The organism is Streptomyces sp. NPDC093568, assembly GCF_044764945.1.
Classification (GTDB): Bacteria; Actinomycetota; Actinomycetes; order Streptomycetales; family Streptomycetaceae; genus Streptomyces.
On the sequence record NZ_JBIWJD010000008.1, the window covers coordinates 211,233 to 228,386 of the forward strand.

General features: G+C 68.8%; 13 protein-coding genes and 1 tRNA gene. 2 read left to right on the top strand and 12 right to left on the bottom strand.

Translation table 11 applies throughout. The features are described 5' to 3' along the window. Positions 1 to 36: 36 nt before the first annotated feature. Together ACIRD7_RS30080 and ACIRD7_RS30085 are read right to left on the bottom strand one after the other, a co-directional pair. The gene (locus ACIRD7_RS30080) at positions 37 to 1,410 is read right to left on the bottom strand and encodes a hypothetical protein (RefSeq protein WP_403458529.1); all 1,374 of its coding nucleotides are present in this window, start codon (positions 1,408 to 1,410) and stop codon (positions 37 to 39) included. 229 nt (positions 1,411 to 1,639) lie between these two features. Beyond that, complete coding sequence (locus tag ACIRD7_RS30085; protein WP_003999697.1) at positions 1,640 to 1,768, bottom strand: DLW-39 family protein; 129 nt, start codon at positions 1,766 to 1,768, stop codon at positions 1,640 to 1,642. A 337-nt stretch (positions 1,769 to 2,105) separates the two neighbouring features. Between ACIRD7_RS30085 and ACIRD7_RS30090 the strand changes: the two genes are divergently transcribed. Next, complete coding sequence (locus ACIRD7_RS30090; RefSeq protein ID WP_403458531.1) at positions 2,106 to 2,486, top strand: DUF6344 domain-containing protein; 381 nt, start codon at positions 2,106 to 2,108, stop codon at positions 2,484 to 2,486. A gap of 233 nt (positions 2,487 to 2,719) precedes the next feature. Here the strand turns inward: ACIRD7_RS30090 and ACIRD7_RS30095 are convergent, their stop codons facing one another. The 10 genes from ACIRD7_RS30095 to dnaA form a co-directional block, all read right to left on the bottom strand. Continuing rightward, entirely contained in the window at positions 2,720 to 3,463 is a 744-nt protein-coding gene (locus ACIRD7_RS30095) for an AAA family ATPase (protein WP_403458533.1), read from the bottom strand. Between the two features lie 77 nt (positions 3,464 to 3,540). Beyond that, positions 3,541 to 3,617 (bottom strand) — tRNA-Ile (locus ACIRD7_RS30100). A 111-nt stretch (positions 3,618 to 3,728) separates the two neighbouring features. Next, on the bottom strand, positions 3,729 to 4,520 hold the full coding sequence (locus ACIRD7_RS30105) for a DUF3566 domain-containing protein (RefSeq protein ID WP_403458535.1): 792 nt from the start codon (positions 4,518 to 4,520) through the stop codon (positions 3,729 to 3,731). A gap of 18 nt (positions 4,521 to 4,538) precedes the next feature. Continuing rightward, positions 4,539 to 7,136 carry a DNA gyrase subunit A gene (gene gyrA, locus ACIRD7_RS30110; protein ID WP_403458537.1) on the bottom strand — a complete coding sequence of 866 codons (2,598 nt, stop codon included), beginning with the start codon at positions 7,134 to 7,136 and terminating at the stop codon, positions 4,539 to 4,541. A gap of 42 nt (positions 7,137 to 7,178) precedes the next feature. Next, positions 7,179 to 9,263: a DNA topoisomerase (ATP-hydrolyzing) subunit B gene (gyrB, locus tag ACIRD7_RS30115; protein ID WP_403458538.1), complete on the bottom strand. Its 2,085-nt coding sequence runs from the start codon at positions 9,261 to 9,263 to the stop codon at positions 7,179 to 7,181. 462 nt (positions 9,264 to 9,725) lie between these two features. After that, entirely contained in the window at positions 9,726 to 10,280 is a 555-nt protein-coding gene (locus ACIRD7_RS30120) for a DUF721 domain-containing protein (protein WP_403458540.1), read from the bottom strand. Continuing rightward, entirely contained in the window at positions 10,277 to 11,398 is a 1,122-nt protein-coding gene (recF, locus tag ACIRD7_RS30125; protein WP_403458541.1) for a DNA replication/repair protein RecF, read from the bottom strand. The genes ACIRD7_RS30120 and recF overlap by 4 nt, the downstream gene beginning before the upstream one ends. A 166-nt stretch (positions 11,399 to 11,564) precedes the next feature. Then, positions 11,565 to 12,440 (bottom strand): phosphogluconate dehydrogenase (NAD(+)-dependent, decarboxylating), encoded by an 876-nt coding sequence (gene gnd / locus ACIRD7_RS30130; RefSeq protein WP_403458542.1) that lies wholly within the window; start codon positions 12,438 to 12,440, stop codon positions 11,565 to 11,567. A 178-nt stretch (positions 12,441 to 12,618) separates the two neighbouring features. Next, positions 12,619 to 13,749, bottom strand: a complete 1,131-nt coding sequence (gene dnaN, locus ACIRD7_RS30135; RefSeq protein WP_403458543.1) for a DNA polymerase III subunit beta — start codon at positions 13,747 to 13,749, stop codon at positions 12,619 to 12,621. Positions 13,750 to 14,642: 893 nt separating this feature from the next. Further along, on the bottom strand, positions 14,643 to 16,616 hold the full coding sequence (gene dnaA, locus ACIRD7_RS30140) for a chromosomal replication initiator protein DnaA (RefSeq protein WP_403458545.1): 1,974 nt from the start codon (positions 16,614 to 16,616) through the stop codon (positions 14,643 to 14,645). A 383-nt stretch (positions 16,617 to 16,999) separates the two neighbouring features. Between dnaA and rpmH the strand changes: the two genes are divergently transcribed. Next, the gene (rpmH, locus tag ACIRD7_RS30145) at positions 17,000 to 17,137 is read left to right on the top strand and encodes a 50S ribosomal protein L34 (protein WP_015659252.1); all 138 of its coding nucleotides are present in this window, start codon (positions 17,000 to 17,002) and stop codon (positions 17,135 to 17,137) included. The last annotated feature ends 17 nt before the right edge of the window (positions 17,138 to 17,154 follow it).

Here is a 17,154-nt window from a genome sequence, read left to right on the forward strand (position 1 = left end):
GAGAACGCGCTCAGCACCACCAACCCTGGGGGCCCGCTACCCGACCCCAACCCTCCGCCGAGCCACAACCACCCACACCCCCAACACCACCAGCACCAGGGTCCCCGCCCCGATCCCGCTCACCGCCAGCACGGTCATCGCGGCGTCCCCATCACCACCAGCGCCCCCGACCGGGCCCCCCGCAGCCACCGCCCGATCCCCCGCCGAGATCTGAAACACACCCCCCGGCTCGGACTCCCCCGCATAGCCGGGACCCGTCTGCGCCGTGCCCTCCTCCCGCACGCGCAGTGTCAGCCGGAACGGCCCCTCGCCATATCGCTCGGCCACCTCCGCCGAGAGGTGCACGACGAGGTAATAGGCCCCGGCGAACCGCAGGGCGCTGACCCGGTCGGGGACGGCGTACCGGTTCTCGTACGCCACCGGCGGCAGCGGGTCGAGTTGGGCGGCCTTTCGCTCACCGTCGTAGTTGGCGCTCGCGTCGTCGACGAAGGTGCGTACCGGGTTGTAGAGCGACAGGTTCAGCGCGCCGCCGACCGCGTAGCCGTCGCCGCCGTTCGAGCTGCCGAGTTCGGCGGTCGCGTGCAGTTGGCGGCCCCAGTCGAGCGGCAGTTTGTAGAAGAGCGTCCCTCCGGGCTCGATGCTGGTGCTCCAGACGCCCTGGGCGACGGGTGCGGCCGAAGCGAAGCCGGTGCCGCCTTCGCGCGGCTCGGCCTTGCCGGTGACGGGATCGGGCGAGACGGAGTTCCAGGCTTCGGGGGCCTCCGTCTCGCCGGCCTCCTTCAGGGGCGACTCGGAGGCGGCGAAGAGTTCCAGGCCCCAGGTGTCCGGCGCGGACTTCGCCGTACGGACGCGCTCGACGGTCACGTCGTACGCGCCCGCGCTCTCACAGCGGGGCCGGTTGGCCGAGATCTCGCGTGCGCCCCATGCCGCGATCGGACGCGGGCTGGGGACGAAGCCGAATCTCTCGGTGTTCTGGGAGCAGGAACGGCCGGCGGCGTCCCGCACGGACACCTTGATGCCGTCGCCCGCGTAGACCGTGCTGCCGAGCGGGGGGACGGCGGTCACGGACACGTACGCGTCCGAGACGGCGTCGAGGTCGAGGCGGTAGTGGACCGCTCCCTCGCTCGGCACGGAGCTCTTGTACGTCGTGCCGGGTGTCAGGGATACGGCGTCCGCCGTGCTCGCGGTGCCGGTGACGGACCGGGCGTCCGGCGCGTAGGCGTAGGGGCCGGGTGTTCCGGCGGCTTGCGCCGGGCCGTCCGGCAGGCCGGCTGTCGTGCCCAGCAACAGCGCCGCTACGACGGCCACGCGCACGTGTGTCCGCGGAACCGAGGGAAGACCGCGCCCCCCTCTCCCCGGGCGCCGCACCCTCGCGGATCGCCACCGCGCCGTACGCCGCCGCCTCCTCATCACGCGCCACCCCTCGTCACCACAACCGGACCACGGACCGTCGCCCATCCTGCCCAGCCTGGCCGCACGTCACCCCCGCAATCCGTACGAGCGTCCGAAACGCCCGGCTCTAAAGCCTCCGCACCGCTCGCGCAACTCGAAGCGGCCGCGCTGTGCCGCCGCCCGACGGAAACACAGGACCCCGGCCGCTTCGGCGGCCGGGGTCCTGTGTGCAATCCGATGTCGTGGCTCACGAACCCGTGGGCACGGAGTCAGTCGCCTCCGTCCACAGATCCTGCTCGGCGCGATCCGCCTGGATCTGGCGGTACACGAGGAGCCCGCCGATGGCGGCCAGTGCGACCAGGAGAAGCTTCTTCACCGCGCGACCTCGTCTTTCCTTGACGTAGGGGACCTCTGGCGCCCGACTATACACACCGGTCGATATCAATCGGTGACCTGCGTCCGCGCTCAACTGCCCGTCGGCACACCCCAGTAGAAGCGGATCCCACCGCTCCGATCGGAGGGTGATCACACCCCGACAGACGGTGACCTTTGACCCTTTCCTCCGACTTTGCTCACTGGTCGGTCTCCTTGCACCCATTCGAGTGCTGTTCATCTGAAGATCGACGCGCCACGGGCGTCGGTCCATGACTTCTCAGCCCCCATACACATCATGAGGAAAGTACGCAAATCGCCCAACCCGAAAGTGAGGGGCCATGACCAGGAACAAGGTCATGAACCTGTGGACCGCCATCGTCACCGCGTTCCTCGCGCTGTGCACGGCGCTCGGATTCGCCACCAACACCGCCGCCGCGGCCGTGCCGCACACCGAGACGAGCCGCAAGAGCGACGGCGACGACAGCAACCGCAGCGCTGAGCTGACGGTGCCGGCGATGCCCCACTGGGCCTGGTCCTACGCCAGAGCACTGCCCCCCACGATGAAGCAGCGCATCCGCGCCGAGGCGCACGGCAAGACCCCCAGCTGCCGCCACCGCCCGCTCACGGAGACGGAAGCGGCCACGACGCCGGCCTCGCCCGCCCGAGAATGCGCCCACGCCGGCCCACCGGCCCAGCCGCTCGTCCCACACCAGCGCTGAGCCCCGGCTCCAGCCGAGCGGAAACCTTGAGTCCTCTCAGATCCGCCGCTTCACCTGCTCCTTCTGCTTCACCTGCTCCTTCTGCTCCTTCTGCTTCATCTGCTTCATCTGCTCCCTCTGCTCCAACCGCCGCCACGGCGATCCCGCCTACCCGGCACCGCCCGTGACGACAGCCCCTTCGGCAGTAGCAGTGCCACGGCTTGCTTCACCCTGCGCTCCGCCCGCTCCCCGTCTCATCCCGCATCGACGATGTGCCGGAGATAGGCCCACGGATCGTTGAGGTAACGCCGCCAGTGGTCGACGAGCTCCAGATCCCGCCACCCGGCGGGACGCATTCCGTGGTCACCCACCTCGATGATCTCGGCGCCAGGCAGCGCCGTCAGCACAGGTGAGTGCGTCGCGCAGATGACCTGTGCGCCGGAACGCCCCAGTTCATGCAGCTGGCCCACGAGTTGAAGACAAGAAGCGAAGGACAGCGCGGCCTCGGGCTCGTCCAGGACGTACAGCCCAGGCTCCTGAAACCGCTCGCGGAAGGCCATGAGGAAGCCCTCACCGTGGCTCATCCCGTCCGCATCGCCGGACAGCCTTCCGGACTTCTGCTCCCTGCCCAGCGCGTCCAGCGCCGTCTCCGCCCGCAGAAAGAAGCCTCTGCGGCGCGTACGAGGCCCGCGCAGCATCCGTCGGCCGGCCGCAGTCGCCTCGAACCGTATCCGCCCGCCCAGGGCCGACGGCTCACGCCAACTCGCGTACTTGTAGCCCGCGGATCCGCCCCAGGAGTCCAGGCCGAAGCCCTCCGCCAGCGCCTCGACGAGCGTGGACTTGCCCGAGCCGTTCTCCCCCACCAGGAACGTGACCGGCGCGGTGAATCTCAGGCCGTCGTCCAGCAGCTGCCGCACACACGGCACCGACCACGGCCACTGGTCGCCTTCGTCCCTCTCGCCCTCGGCGACGTGCGCGTATGCCCGTTCGACGATCATGCCGACCAGGCTCTCACCCGGTACTGACAACCGGGACGCGAAAGACCCCCAGCCCTGTGGACTGGGGGTCTTCTCGCTGGTGGGGCTAACAGGATTTGAACCTGTGGCCTCATCCTTATCAGGGATGCGCTCTAACCAACTGAGCTATAGCCCCGCCGCGCTCTGCGGTGTGTGTCCCGCGCGCTGACTCCTGAAGATTAGCGCACGACCGGGGTAGTCCCAAAATCGGTTGTCGCAGGACCGTCAGCCGCGGTTTAGCAGCAGGTCACTCATCCTCAGCGAGCGTCAGCTCGACGCCGCCGACGAAGCCGGCGGAGAGGTTGTAGATGAACGCGCCCAGCGTCGCCAGCGCCGTAGCGAGGACGACGTCGATGACCGCGATGATCGATGTGAACATCAGCACATGCGGCAGCGACAGGAAGGACTGCAGGTCGAAGCCGTTCGACTCGTTCGAGCCGGTGGCCTCGGAGATCGTGCCGCCGACCGTGGAGAAGACGCCCATCGCGTCCATGACCATCCACAGCACCGCGGACGCCACGATCGTGCAGATGCCCAGCGCGATGGAGAGCAGGAAGCTGACCTTCATCACCGACCACGGGTCGGCCTTGGCGACCCGCAGGCGCGCCTTGCGGGTGCGCGGGGTCGTACGGGCCCCCGTGCGCGGCTTGCGCGTCCCGGCCGCCCCAGCGCCCGTCTGGTAGGCCTGCGGCGGGTGGTAGGGGCCCGCGGGCTGCTGCGGCTGCCGTTCCCCGGGCAGCGGCGACGCCGACCCCGCAGGGGACGCCTGCTGGGCCGCCGCGGGCGCGGGCTGGGCGCCCGCCGAGCCCGCGCCGGCCGCGTACTGCTGGCTCTGCGGGCCTCGGCCGTCCGTCACGGTTCCCCCCTGGGATCCGGGCGCGTCCGGCGAGGAAGCGCCCTTGGCGGGCGACTTGATCGCTTTCAGCTGGGTGGTGTGCGTGTCCGTCGCAGGCGCGGCGGAGCCACGGCCGCCGCCGTCCGAACCGGCCGGAGAACCGGCCGAGGTACCCGACGATCCGGCGCCCGTGGCTCCGCTCACGATGTCTCTCTCCTCGTGCTACTCGGCCGAGGGTGCCTCACCCTCGTCCGTGCCGATGGTCGTGGCGGTCTCCTCGGCGGTCTCGTCGACGGCCACATCGCCGTCGACCTCCTCCGCCTCGCGTCCCGCCTCGGCGTTACGTGCGATGCCGACCACGGCATCGCGCTTGCCCAGATTGATCAGTTGGACGCCCATGGTGTCACGGCCCGTCTCCCTGACCTCGTTGACTCGCGTACGAATCACACCGCCGCCCAGCGTGATGGCGAGGATCTCGTCGGTCTCCTCGACCACCAGCGCGCCGACGAGGGAGCCGCGGTCCTCGACGATCTTGGCGGCCTTGATGCCGAGGCCGCCGCGACCCTGGACGCGGTACTCGTCGACGGCGGTCCGCTTCGCGTACCCGCCGTCGGTGGCAGTGAACACGAACGTACCGGGTCGAACAACATTCATCGAGAGCAGCTCGTCTCCCTCGCGGAAGCTCATGCCCTTGACACCCGAGGTCGCCCGGCCCATGGGACGCAGTGACTCGTCCGTGGCGGTGAACCTGATCGACTGTGCCTTCTTGCTGATCAGGAGCAGATCGTCATCGGCCGAAACGAGCTCGGCACCGATCAGTTCATCGTCGGAACCGTCCGCCATCTCACGGAGGTTGATCGCGATGACACCGCCGGAACGCGGCGAATCGTAATCCTTCAGAGGCGTCTTCTTCACCAGACCCGCCTTGGTGGCGAGCACGAGGTAAGGCACCGCCTCGTAGTCGCGGATCGCGAGGATCTCGGCGATGGCCTCGTCCGGCTGGAAGGCCAGCAGGTTGGCGACGTGCTGCCCGCGCGCGTCACGGCCGGCGTCCGGGAGCTCGTAGGCCTTCGCGCGGTACACGCGGCCCTTGTTGGTGAAGAACAGCAGCCAGTGGTGGGTCGTCGAGACGAAGAAGTGGTCGACGATGTCGTCTTCCTTCAGCTTCGTGCCGCGTACGCCCTTGCCGCCGCGCTTCTGCGCCCGGTAGTCGTCCGTCTTGGTGCGCTTGACATAGCCGCCGCGCGAGACGGTGACCACGATGTCCTCTTCGGCGATGAGGTCCTCGATGGACATGTCGCCGTCGTAGGGCACCAGCATGGTCTTGCGGTCGTCGCCGTACTTCTCGACGATCGCGGCGAGCTCCTCGCTGACGATGCCGCGCTGGCGGACAGGCGAGGCGAGGATCTCGTTGTACTCGGTGATCTTCGCCTGGAGTTCGTCGTGCTCCTGGACGATCTTCTGGCGCTCCAGGGCGGCAAGTCGGCGCAGCTGCATCTCGAGGATGGCGTTGGCCTGGATCTCGTCGATCTCCAGGAGCTCCATCAGGCCCGTGCGCGCGACCTCGACCGTCTCACTGGCCCGGATCAGCGCGATGACCTCGTCGATGGCGTCCAGGGCCTTCAGCAGGCCGCGCAGGATGTGCGCCCGCTCCTCGGCCTTGCGCAGCCGGAAGCGCGTACGGCGGACGACGACCTCGATCTGGTGCGTCACCCAGTGGCGGATGAACGCGTCCAGGGAGAGCGTGCGCGGGACGCCGTCGACGAGCGCCAGCATGTTGGCGCCGAAGTTCGTCTGCAGGTCCGTGTGCTTGTAGAGGTTGTTCAGTACGACCTTGGCGACCGCGTCCCTCTTGAGCACGATGACGAGACGCTGGCCCGTGCGGGAGGACGTCTCGTCGCGGACGTCCGCGATGCCGCCGATCTTGCCGTCCTTGACCAGGTCGGCGATCTTCTGCGCGAGGTTGTCCGGGTTGGTCTGGTACGGCAGCTCCGTGACCACCAGGCACTGGCGGTTCTGGATCTCCTCGACCTCGACGACCGCGCGCATGGTGATCGAGCCGCGGCCGGTGCGGTACGCCTCTTCGATGCCCTTGCGGCCGACGACGAGCGCGCCGGTCGGGAAGTCGGGGCCCTTGATGCGCTCGATGAGGGCGTCCAGCAGCTCCTCGTGCGAGGCCTCGGGGTTCTCCAGGTACCACTGGGCGCCGGCCGCGACCTCGCGCAGGTTGTGCGGCGGGATGTTGGTCGCCATGCCGACCGCGATCCCGGCAGAGCCGTTGATCAGCAGGTTCGGGAAACGGGACGGCAGGACGGTCGGCTCCTGGGAGCGGCCGTCGTAGTTGTCCGTGAAGTCGACGGTCTCCTCGTCGATGTCGCGGACCATCTCCATCGACAGCGGCGCCATCTTGCACTCGGTGTAGCGCATGGCCGCGGCCGGGTCGTTGCCCGGCGAGCCGAAGTTGCCGTTGGAGTCGACGAGCGGCATGCGCATCGACCAGGGCTGCGCGAGGCGCACCAGGGCGTCGTAGATCGAGGAGTCGCCGTGGGGGTGGTAGTTACCCATGACGTCACCGACGACACGGGCGCACTTGTAGAAGCCGCGCTCGGGGCGGTAGCCGCCGTCGTACATGGCGTACAGGACGCGGCGGTGGACGGGCTTGAGACCGTCACGGACGTCCGGCAGCGCACGCGAGACGATGACGGACATCGCGTAGTCGAGGTACGAGCGCTGCATCTCGGTCTCGAGCCCGACGGGCTCGACACGCATCGCGAGTTCGCCGCCCTCTTCAGGGGTGACGGGGGTGTTCTCGTCGGCCATTGCTGGTGAAGTTCCTTCCTGGTGCGGTCAGCTGAGACCGACTCAGATGTCGAGGAAGCGGACGTCCTTGGCGTTGCGCTGGATGAACGCGCGGCGGGCCTCGACGTCCTCGCCCATGAGGACCGAGAACAGGTCGTCGGCCTGGGCGGCGTCGTCGAGGGTGACCTGGCCGAGGACGCGGTGCTCCTGGTCCATGGTCGTGATGCGCAGCTCCTCGGCGTTCATCTCGCCGAGACCCTTGAAGCGCTGGATCGAGTCCTCGCGGACGCGCTTGCCGCGCTGGCGGCCCATCTCCAGGAGCGCGTCGCGCTCACGGTCGGAGTAGGCGTACTCGACCTCGTCCCGGCCCCACTTGATCTTGTAGAGCGGGGGACGCGACAGGAACACGTGCCCGGCCTCGACCAGCGGCCGCATGAAGCGGAACAGGAAGGTCAGCAGCAGGGTGTTGATGTGCTGGCCGTCGACGTCGGCGTCCGCCATCAGGATGATCTTGTGATAGCGGAGCTTCTCGATGTCGAAGTCCTCGTGCACACCCGTGCCGAAGGCCGAGATCAGCGCCTGGATCTCCTGGTTCTGCAGGATCTTGTCGATCCGCGCCTTCTCGACGTTGAGGATCTTGCCTCGGATCGGGAGGATCGCCTGGTACTCCGGGTTGCGGCCGGACTTGGCCGAGCCGCCGGCGGAGTCACCCTCGACGATGAAGATCTCGCACTTGGTGGGGTCGTTGGACTGGCAGTCGGAGAGCTTGCCCGGCAGGGACGCCGACTCCAGCAGACCCTTGCGGCGGGTCAGGTCGCGGGCCTTGCGGGCCGCCACGCGCGCGGTGGCCGCCTGGATGCCCTTGCGGACGATGTCCGCCGCCTCGTTCGGGTTGCGGTCCAGCCAGTCGTTGAGGTGCTCGTAGACGGCCTTCTGCACGAAGGTCTTCGCCTCCGTGTTGCCCAGCTTGGTCTTCGTCTGGCCCTCGAACTGCGGCTCGCTCAGCTTCACCGAGATGATCGCCGTCAGACCCTCGCGGATGTCGTCACCCGTGAGGTTGTCGTCCTTCTCGCGCAGCAGCTTCTTGTCGCGCGCGTACTTGTTGATCAGGTTGGTGAGCGCCGCGCGGAAGCCCTCTTCGTGGGTGCCGCCCTCGTGCGTGTGGATGATGTTGGCGAAGGAGTACACGCCCTCGCTGTAGCCGCTGTTCCACTGCATGGCGACTTCGAGGGAGAGCGCCTTGTCCTTGTCCTCGGCCTCGAGGTCGATCACGGACGGGTGCACCACGTCGCCCTTGCGGGAGTTGAGGTACTTCACGAAGTCGACGATGCCGCCTTCGTAGTGGTACGTGACCGTCTTGACCTCGGCGGTCTCGTCCGCGCCGGCCTCGTCCGCCCCTGAGGTGGCCTTCGCCGACTCGCGCTCATCAGTGAGTTTGATCGTCAAACCCTTGTTGAGGAACGCCATCTCCTGGAAGCGCCGCGAGAGCGTCTCGAAGGAGTAGTCGGTGGTCTCGAAGATGTCGCCGTCGGCCCAGAAGGTGACCGACGTGCCGGTCTCCTCGGTGGCCTCGTGCTGGGCGAGCGGTGCCGTGGGGACGCCCATCTTGTAGTCCTGCGTCCAGCGGTGGCCGTCGGTCCTGACCTCGACGGAGACCTTCGACGACAGCGCGTTCACCACGGAGACGCCCACGCCGTGCAGACCACCGGAGACCGCGTAGCCGCCGCCGCCGAACTTGCCGCCCGCGTGCAGCACGGTCAGCACGACCTCGAGGGCCGGCTTGCCCTCGGAGGGGACGATGCCCACCGGGATGCCACGGCCGTTGTCGACGACGCGCACGCCGCCGTCGGCGAGGATCGTGACCTCGATGGTGTCCGCGTGGCCGGCCAGCGCCTCGTCGACGGAGTTGTCGACCACCTCGTACACGAGGTGGTGCAGTCCGCGCTCACCGGTTGAGCCGATGTACATACCGGGTCGCTTGCGGACCGCGTCCAGACCCTCGAGGACGGTGATGGCGCTGGCGTCGTACGAGGCGGTGACCTCGTCGTTCGACGAGGTCACCGCGCCGCTGGCGCCGGCGTCGGTGGACGGGATGTTCTCGTTGGGGTTGCCGGAATCGGCCACGAAGCGCCCTTTCTGGCACAGCACGAGCCGGGCTCGTCGGCGGTTGCCGGAGCGGCTGCGGCATGTTGCGTTGGTAAGCCCTGATCAGCGTTGCTCAGCTTTTCCCGGACTGTCCCCACGAGTGGGGCGGGATTGGGCTCCAGTCTACCGGTAGCGCCGACAGTGATGGGGGTTTGCCGGTACCTGAGTCCGCATGTGCCGCCCTGAACCTGCCTCCGCCGACTCCCGATATGCGGATGGGGGCTCAAAGAGGCTCACAGAGCCACTCAGCGCTTCCGGCCGTCAACCCTTGGCTACTTCGGAGTCAGGTCGCTATTCGCAACCGCGTGCGGTGGTACGAGGAGGGCGTCGCCGACCGCGCTTCGCGACCGTCGACGACTGCTGATGTGATGTCGGTCACCTGTGGCTGATGGGGCAGGCGGGACTGCTGCGAAGGCGGTCCGGCGGGGGTCGGTGCACCCGTCGCCGCAGGTCCGGCCGGCGTGATCAGCCGTAGGTGTCGCCGGGCCCGGTGCTGCCGGGAGCGCGCAGCGGACCGTAGCGGCGGGCCGGGCCGCCGGGGCCGTTCACCCTGATCTGGCGGACCGCGCCATGGCCGAGGTCCTCGTTGAGGCGGGCGACCAGGGTCGGGGCGAGCAGCCGCAGATTCGTCGCCCAGGCCGTCGAGTCGCAGCGCACGAAGAGGATCCGCTCGTCCTCGTCGTACTTCTCCGGCACGCAGTGCTTGGCGACGTCGTCCCCGACGATCTGCGGCCAGCGGCCCATCACCCCGCCCACCGCGGCCGGGGTCTCCCAGCCCCGCTCGGTGATCAAGCGGTTAATGGCGGCGCCGAGCGCCAGGGGGTCGCGTCCGTCGGCCCGCGCGCCGGAGCGCAGACCGCCCCCGCGACGCGCCTGCTTCTTCTGCCGCGCCGCGTCCCCACGCGCGCGTGCCTGCTCCTTGGCCGCCCTGAGCGCCACGCGCGCGAGGTCGACGCCGGAGGGCTCGGGGGTCTGCTTGGGGGTGTTCTCGGCCGGGTTCTCGGACCGGTCGTCGCTCATACCCGCTCCACCGTCCCGTCGGACACGGCGTACCGCGCCCCCGTCAGTACGTGCGGTACGTCGTCATCGACCGCGGCTGTCACCAGCACCTGCTCGCCGGGCGCGACCAGCTCGGCCAGGCGCTCGCGGCGGCGGGTGTCCAGCTCGGCGAAGACGTCGTCGAGGACCAGCACCGGTTCGTTGCCCTCGGCCCTGAGCAGGTCGTACGAGGCCAGGCGCAGTGCGAGCGCGTAGGACCAGGACTCGCCGTGGGAGGCGTATCCCTTGGCGGGCAGCTGACCGAGTTTGAGCAGCAGATCGTCCCGATGGGGTCCTACGAGGGTGACGCCCCGCTCGATCTCCTGCTTGCGCGCCTCCGCCAGCGCCGCCATCAGCTGCTCGAAGAGGTCCTCGCGCGTGTGCGCCTCGCCGGGAGCCGACGGCTTGTACTCCAGGGACACGGGTCCGCCGCCGGGGGCCAGCTGCTCGTACGCCTTGTCGGCGAGCGGCTGGATCGTCGCGATCAGGTCCAGGCGCTGGGCCAGCAACTCGGCGCCGGCGCGCGCGAGATGCTGGTCCCAGACGTCGAGTGTGGACAGGTCCATGGTGCGGCCGCCGTGCCGTCTCGCGAGCGCGGCCGACTTCAGGAGGGTGTTGCGCTGCTTGAGCACGCGCTCGTAGTCGGAGCGCACGCCCGCCATCCGCGGGGAGCGGGCGGTGATCATCTCGTCGAGGAAGCGGCGCCGCTCGCCGGGGTCGCCCTTGATCAGGGCGAGGTCCTCCGGCGCGAACAGCACGGTCCGCACGATCCCGAGCACGTCACGCGGCCTGACCTGCGAGGACCTGTTGATACGGGCGCGGTTGGCCTTGCCCGGGTTGAGCTCCAGCTCGACCAGCTGCTGCCGCTCACCCTGCCGCACCTGCGCCCGGATGACCGCCCGCTCGGCGCCCATGCGGACCAGGGGAGCGTCGGAGGAGACGCGATGGCTGCCGAGGGTGGCGAGATAGCCGACGGCCTCGACGAGGTTCGTCTTGCCCTGGCCGTTGGGGCCCACGAAGGCGGTGACGCCCGGGTCCAGCGGAACCTCGACCCGGGCGTACGAGCGGAAGTCGGCCAGCGACAGATGCGTGACGTGCATGGTCGTTGCCCGACCTCCCCCAACATGTGGTTCGACTTTCCCCAGCTGTGGACAACCGGGTCACTCCCGAGGGTGCCAGGGCGGCATCCCCAGGGTGTGGATTACTTCTTCTCGTTACCGGCGGGCTCTTCCACCCCGCCGGTCACCGCCTTCTTGTTCCCGCCGGTCACTTCGCCTCGACCGCGTGGCCGCCGAACTGGTTCCGCAGCGCCGCGATCATCTTCATCTGCGGGGAGTCGTCCTGACGCGACGCGAACCGCGCGAACAGCGACGCCGTGATCGCCGGCAGCGGCACCGCGTGGTCGATGGCGGCTTCCACAGTCCAGCGTCCCTCACCGGAGTCCTGTGCAAAACCCCTGAGCCTGTCCAGGTGCTCGTCCTCGTCGAGGGCGTTCACCGCGAGGTCCAGCAGCCAGGAACGTATGACCGTGCCCTCCTGCCACGAGCGGAAGACCTCCCGGACGTCGGTCACGGAGTCGACCTTCTCCAGCAGCTCCCAGCCCTCGGCATAGGCCTGCATCATCGCGTACTCGATGCCGTTGTGGACCATCTTCGCGAAGTGCCCCGCGCCGACCTTGCCGGCGTGCACGGCGCCGAAGTCGCCCTCGGGCTTGAGGGCGTCGAAGACCGGCTGCACCTTGGCGACGTTCTCCGCGTCGCCGCCGTACATCAGCGCGTAGCCGTTCTCCAGGCCCCAGACGCCGCCGGAGACGCCGCAGTCGACGAACCCGATGCCCTTGGCCGCGAGCTGCTCGGCGTGCTTCTCGTCGTCCGTCCAGCGGGAGTTGCCGCCGTCGACGACGACGTCACCGGGCTCCAGAAGCTCCGCGAGCTCGTCGATGGTCGACTGGGTCGGGGCACCGGCCGGGACCATCACCCAGACCACGCGCGGGCCCGCGAGCTTGCCCACAAGTTCTTCCAGGCTGTGGACATCCGCGAGGTCAGCGTTGCGGTCGTATCCGACGACGGTGTGGCCCGCGCGGCGGATCCGCTCGCGCATGTTGCCGCCCATCTTGCCGAGGCCGACGAGACCGAGCTCCATCAGAGTTGTTCCTTAGGTTGCTGTGGCGTGTGAGGCACATTCGTACCGACGTCCGAGCCTAAACCCGGACGCACGCTCACATCTGTGGGCATACGCGCTCAGACGTACGCCCTCACCTGCGGGTTCTCCCACAGGCCGGGCTCACTTCTTCACCGGCCTGTGGACAACTGTCGGCTGCTCAGCCGCTCAGGCGCACCGGCATGATCAGGTACTTGTAGGCCTCGTCCGCCTCGGCGTCCAGGGCCGGCTTGCCGCTCAGCAGCGCGGGCTTCGTGGACGTGGTGAACGACAGCTGGGCCACCGGGGAGTCGATGGCGCTCAGGCCGTCCAGCAGGAACGTCGGGTTGAACGCGATCGAGATGTCGTCGCCCTCCAGCTGGGCGTCGACCCTTTCCACAGCCTGTGCGTCGTCGCTGGAGCCGGCCTCCAGGATGAGCACGCCCTGCTCGAAGCTCAGGCGCACCGGGGTGTTCCGCTCGGCGACCAGGGCCACGCGCTTGACGGCCTCCACGAAGGGGGCGGTCTCGATCACGGCGACCGAGTTGAACTCCGTCGGGAACAGCGTGCGGTACTTCGGGAGGTCGCCCTCCAGCAGCCGGGTCGTCGTGCGGCGGCCGGCGCCCTCGAAGCCGATCAGGCCCTCGCCCGCGCCGGAGCCCGAGAGCGCCAGCGTGACGCTGTCGCCGCTGGTCAGCGCCTTGGCGGTGTCCAGGAGCGTCTTGGCGGGGACCAGGGCGACCGCGGAGGCCTCCGGGTTCTCCGGCTTCCACAGGAACTCGCGGACCGCGAAGCGGTAGCGGTCGGTGGACGCCAGCGTCACCGTGTCGCCCTCGATCTCGATGCGCACACCGGTCAGGACGGGCAGCGTGTCGTCACGGCCGGCGGCGATGGCGACCTGGGCGGCCGCGGCGGCGAAGACCTCGCCGGGGACGGTGCCGGTGGCGGTGGGCATCTGCGGCAGCGCCGGGTACTCCTCCACAGGCAGGGTGTGGAGTGTGAATCGCGAGGAGCCGCAGACCACGGTCGCCCGTACACCGTCTGTGGAAATCTCCACCGGCCGGTTGGGCAGCGCGCGGCAGATGTCGGCGAGGAGACGGCCGGACACCAGCACGGTGCCCTCCTCCTCGACCTCCGCCTCCACGCCGACACGGGCCGAGACCTCGTAGTCGAAGCTGGACAGGCTCAGCTGACCGTCGTCGGCCTTGAGAAGGAGGCCGGCGAGGACAGGCGCCGGCGGACGGGCCGGGAGGCTGCGCGCCGCCCAGGCCACGGCCTCCGCGAGTACGTCGCGTTCCACCCGGATCTTCACTGTTGCCGCCTCCTGCTGTTGCCGGCGCTTCTCGGCCTGCCTGGCTTCGTCGTCTGTCTCGGTGTCGTCGGTCCCAGTGAGGGGAAGGACACCGGGGAACAGTCTGACGCACCCCACTGACAGTAGGTGCCTCTCGGGGTCAAGTCGTGACGAGGGGCAGCCGGGAGCCGGACAGCAAGTTGTGCACAGGACCCCCTTCGAAACGGATTCCCAGCTCTCTCTAGTTGGGAGTAGTAGTAGGGCCTGTGGATACCGTGGATAACCCTGTTTTCCCAGCTCAGAGCCAAGATTTTGTCCACGGGCCCTGTGGGCGACGGCAGTGGACAACCAGGCGTATCTGTGGAGAACGGAAAGTTCTGCACACCCCATGCACAGCCTGAGGCGACTTCTCCCCAACGCCGTCCCCAGCTTTACCCACCTTTCCCACAGCCCAACCCGGCATCTTTGTGTGACGCCTTTCACTCGACACGGTGAGAGGGCGCGTCGGGTTGCCGAACAGTGGACAGCGATGTGGAGAAGCTGGGGATCACTGGGGACAACCGGCCCCAGCCTGTGGGTTGCCGGTGGACAACTCCGTGCACAGCCTGTGGATCTTCTCGCTGTCCACAGTCTGTGGAGATCGTTCGTCCACGAATCCACATGCGGGTGACCTGGTCTGATGGTCTTTCAACAGGGGCGCCTGTGGACACAGTCTGGACAACTTCCCGGTCCCCAGGATGTGGACGGCAAAAAGTCACCGAATCTGTGGAGAGTGGCCGTAACCCGGCAGGTATTCGAACAGCGGGTGTCCACACGTGCGGTCCCGGCATGACGAAGGGCGCCCCGGGATCTCGTCCCGGAGCGCCCTCAGCGACGTAAGGCGGGCCCTGCGGCCCTGCTGCCGGCCGGCTCCGTCAGCCGTTCTTGATGCGGTTCGTGAGCTCGGTGACCTGGTTGTAGATGGAGCGCCGCTCCGCCATCAGATTGCGGATCTTGCGGTCGGCGTGCATCACCGTGGTGTGGTCGCGGCCGCCGAACAGCGCGCCGATCTTCGGCAGGGAGAGGTCCGTCAGCTCGCGGCACAGGTACATGGCGATCTGGCGGGCCGTGACGAGCTGGCGGCCCCGGGAGCTGCCGCACAGGTCCTCGACCGTGAGCCCGAAGTAGTCGGCGGTCGCGCTCATGATGGCCGTCGAGGTGATCTCCGGCGTCGCGTCGTCGCCGCCGGGGATCAGGTCCTTCAGGACGATCTCCGTCAGGCCCAGGTCGACCGGCTGCCGGTTGAGCGAGGCGAACGCCGTCACCCGGATCAGCGCGCCCTCCAGCTCACGGATGTTGCGCGAGATGCGGGAGGCGATGAACTCCAGCACCTCCGGCGGAGCGTTGAGCTGCTCCTGGACCGCCTTCTTGCGCAGGATCGCGATACGCGTCTCCAGCTCGGGCGGCTGGACGTCGGTGATCAGCCCCCACTCGAACCGGTTCCGCAGCCGGTCCTCCAGCGTGACCAGCTGCTTGGGCGGCCGGTCGCTGGAGAGCACGATCTGCTTGTTGGCGTTGTGGAGCGTGTTGAAGGTGTGGAAGAACTCCTCCTGCGTCGACTCCTTGTCCGCGAGGAACTGGATGTCGTCGACGAGCAGGATGTCCATCTCGCGGTACCGCTTGCGGAAGCTGTCGCCCTTGCCGTCGCGGATGGAGTTGATGAACTCGTTGGTGAACTCCTCGGAGCTCACGTACCGCACGCGCGTGCCCGGGTAGAGGCTGCGCGCGTAGTGCCCGATCGCGTGCAGCAGGTGCGTCTTGCCGAGTCCCGACTCCCCGTAGATGAAGAGGGGGTTGTACGCCTTGGCCGGCGCCTCGGCGACGGCGACCGCGGCCGCGTGCGCGAAGCGGTTGGACGCGCCGATGACGAACGTGTCGAAGAGGTACTTCGGGTTCAGCCGCGCGGTCGGTTCGCCGGGACCGGGCGCCGGCGCGGGCTGCGCGGCCAGCGGGCCGGGGGCGCCGGTGGTCGGCAGGGCCGCGCCGACAGGACCGCCGCGGTGCACATGCCCGGATCCGACGGGCGGATCGGGCAGCTCACGGCGGGGGCCCTGGTCGTAGTCGGAGCGCGGCTGGTCGTAGTCCGGCCGCTTCGGCTCGTAGTCGGGGCGGTGCTGGTCGTAGTCCGGCCGGTGCTGCTCGTAGTCGGGGCGGTGGCCGTCGTAGTCCTGGCGGTGCTGTTCGTAGTCGGGCCGGTGCTGCTCGTAGTCGGGGCGGTGGCCGTCGTAGGACGGGCGCTCCATCGGCTGCGGGCGGTAGTCCTGTCCGGGAGGGCCGTAGGAGTCCTGGCTGTAGGAGTCCTGCGACGGCGACGCGTACGGGTCCCGCTCCGGGAAGCCGAGCCGCTGCTGCTGCCAGCTGTACTCGTCCTGCGTCGGACGCGGCCAGCTGCCGGGAGCCGGCTCGGGGCGCTGGTACTCGCCCGGGTAGGCCGGGCGGGCCGTGGGCAGCGGGTCGGCTGAGGGGCCGGGCATCTGGTCGTCGGCGCGGTGGCGCCCGTAGCCCTCGTACGAAGGGAGCTCCGGCTCCTCGTAGCGGGGCTTGGGCGGGGCAGGCGGGGCCGGGGGCTCGCCCGCGGAGTCGTCGACGGTGATCGCGATGCGGATCGGGCGGCCGCACTCACGGCTCAGCGTGTCGCTCACGATCGGGGCCAGACGGCCCTCCAGTACGCCCTTCGCAAATTCGTTCGGTACGGCGAGCAGGGCGGTGTCGGCCACCAGCGCGAGGGGCTGGCAGCGCCGGATCCAGTGCTCGTCCTTCGCCTCGACACCCTGTCCGCGGCCCTCGCCGAGGAGTTGCTCCAGTACTCGTGGCCACACTGCGGCAAGATCGGCAGGTACGTCAGCCACAGGGCACGCTCTCTCACGGGTCCCACGAACGTGTGATTGTGGGACGGGTCGGGATTCAAAGGGGTGGAGCCAGATTCAAGGAGACAAGGGAACGAATCGGAGTCCAGCCACGGTAGTCAGGGCGGCGGGTGCGGTTCAAGTTGTTGTCCCCAGCCTGTGGATAGTGTCTCCCAGTGACCTCTGGTTTGACCGGATGGCGTAGCCGCGCGTACCGTAACCAGGTCGAGTTGTCGATGGCTGCTGCCGCCTGCCTCCGATGGGCACAGATCGCGTCAGGTGATCGGGAAGCGGTGCACTCGGGCGTTAACGCGAGCTACTCGTGGGCGCACGGTGACAGCCAAGACGGCACCCCGCCACTACCGATTGATTTCTGGAGCCCCCGAGTGAGCAAGCGCACCTTCCAGCCGAACAACCGTCGCCGCGCGAAGACCCACGGCTTCCGCCTGCGGATGCGCACCCGCGCCGGCCGCGCGATTCTCGCGAACCGTCGTGCCAAGGGTCGCGCCAGCCTGTCCGCCTGATCCTGATCAGGTCATGA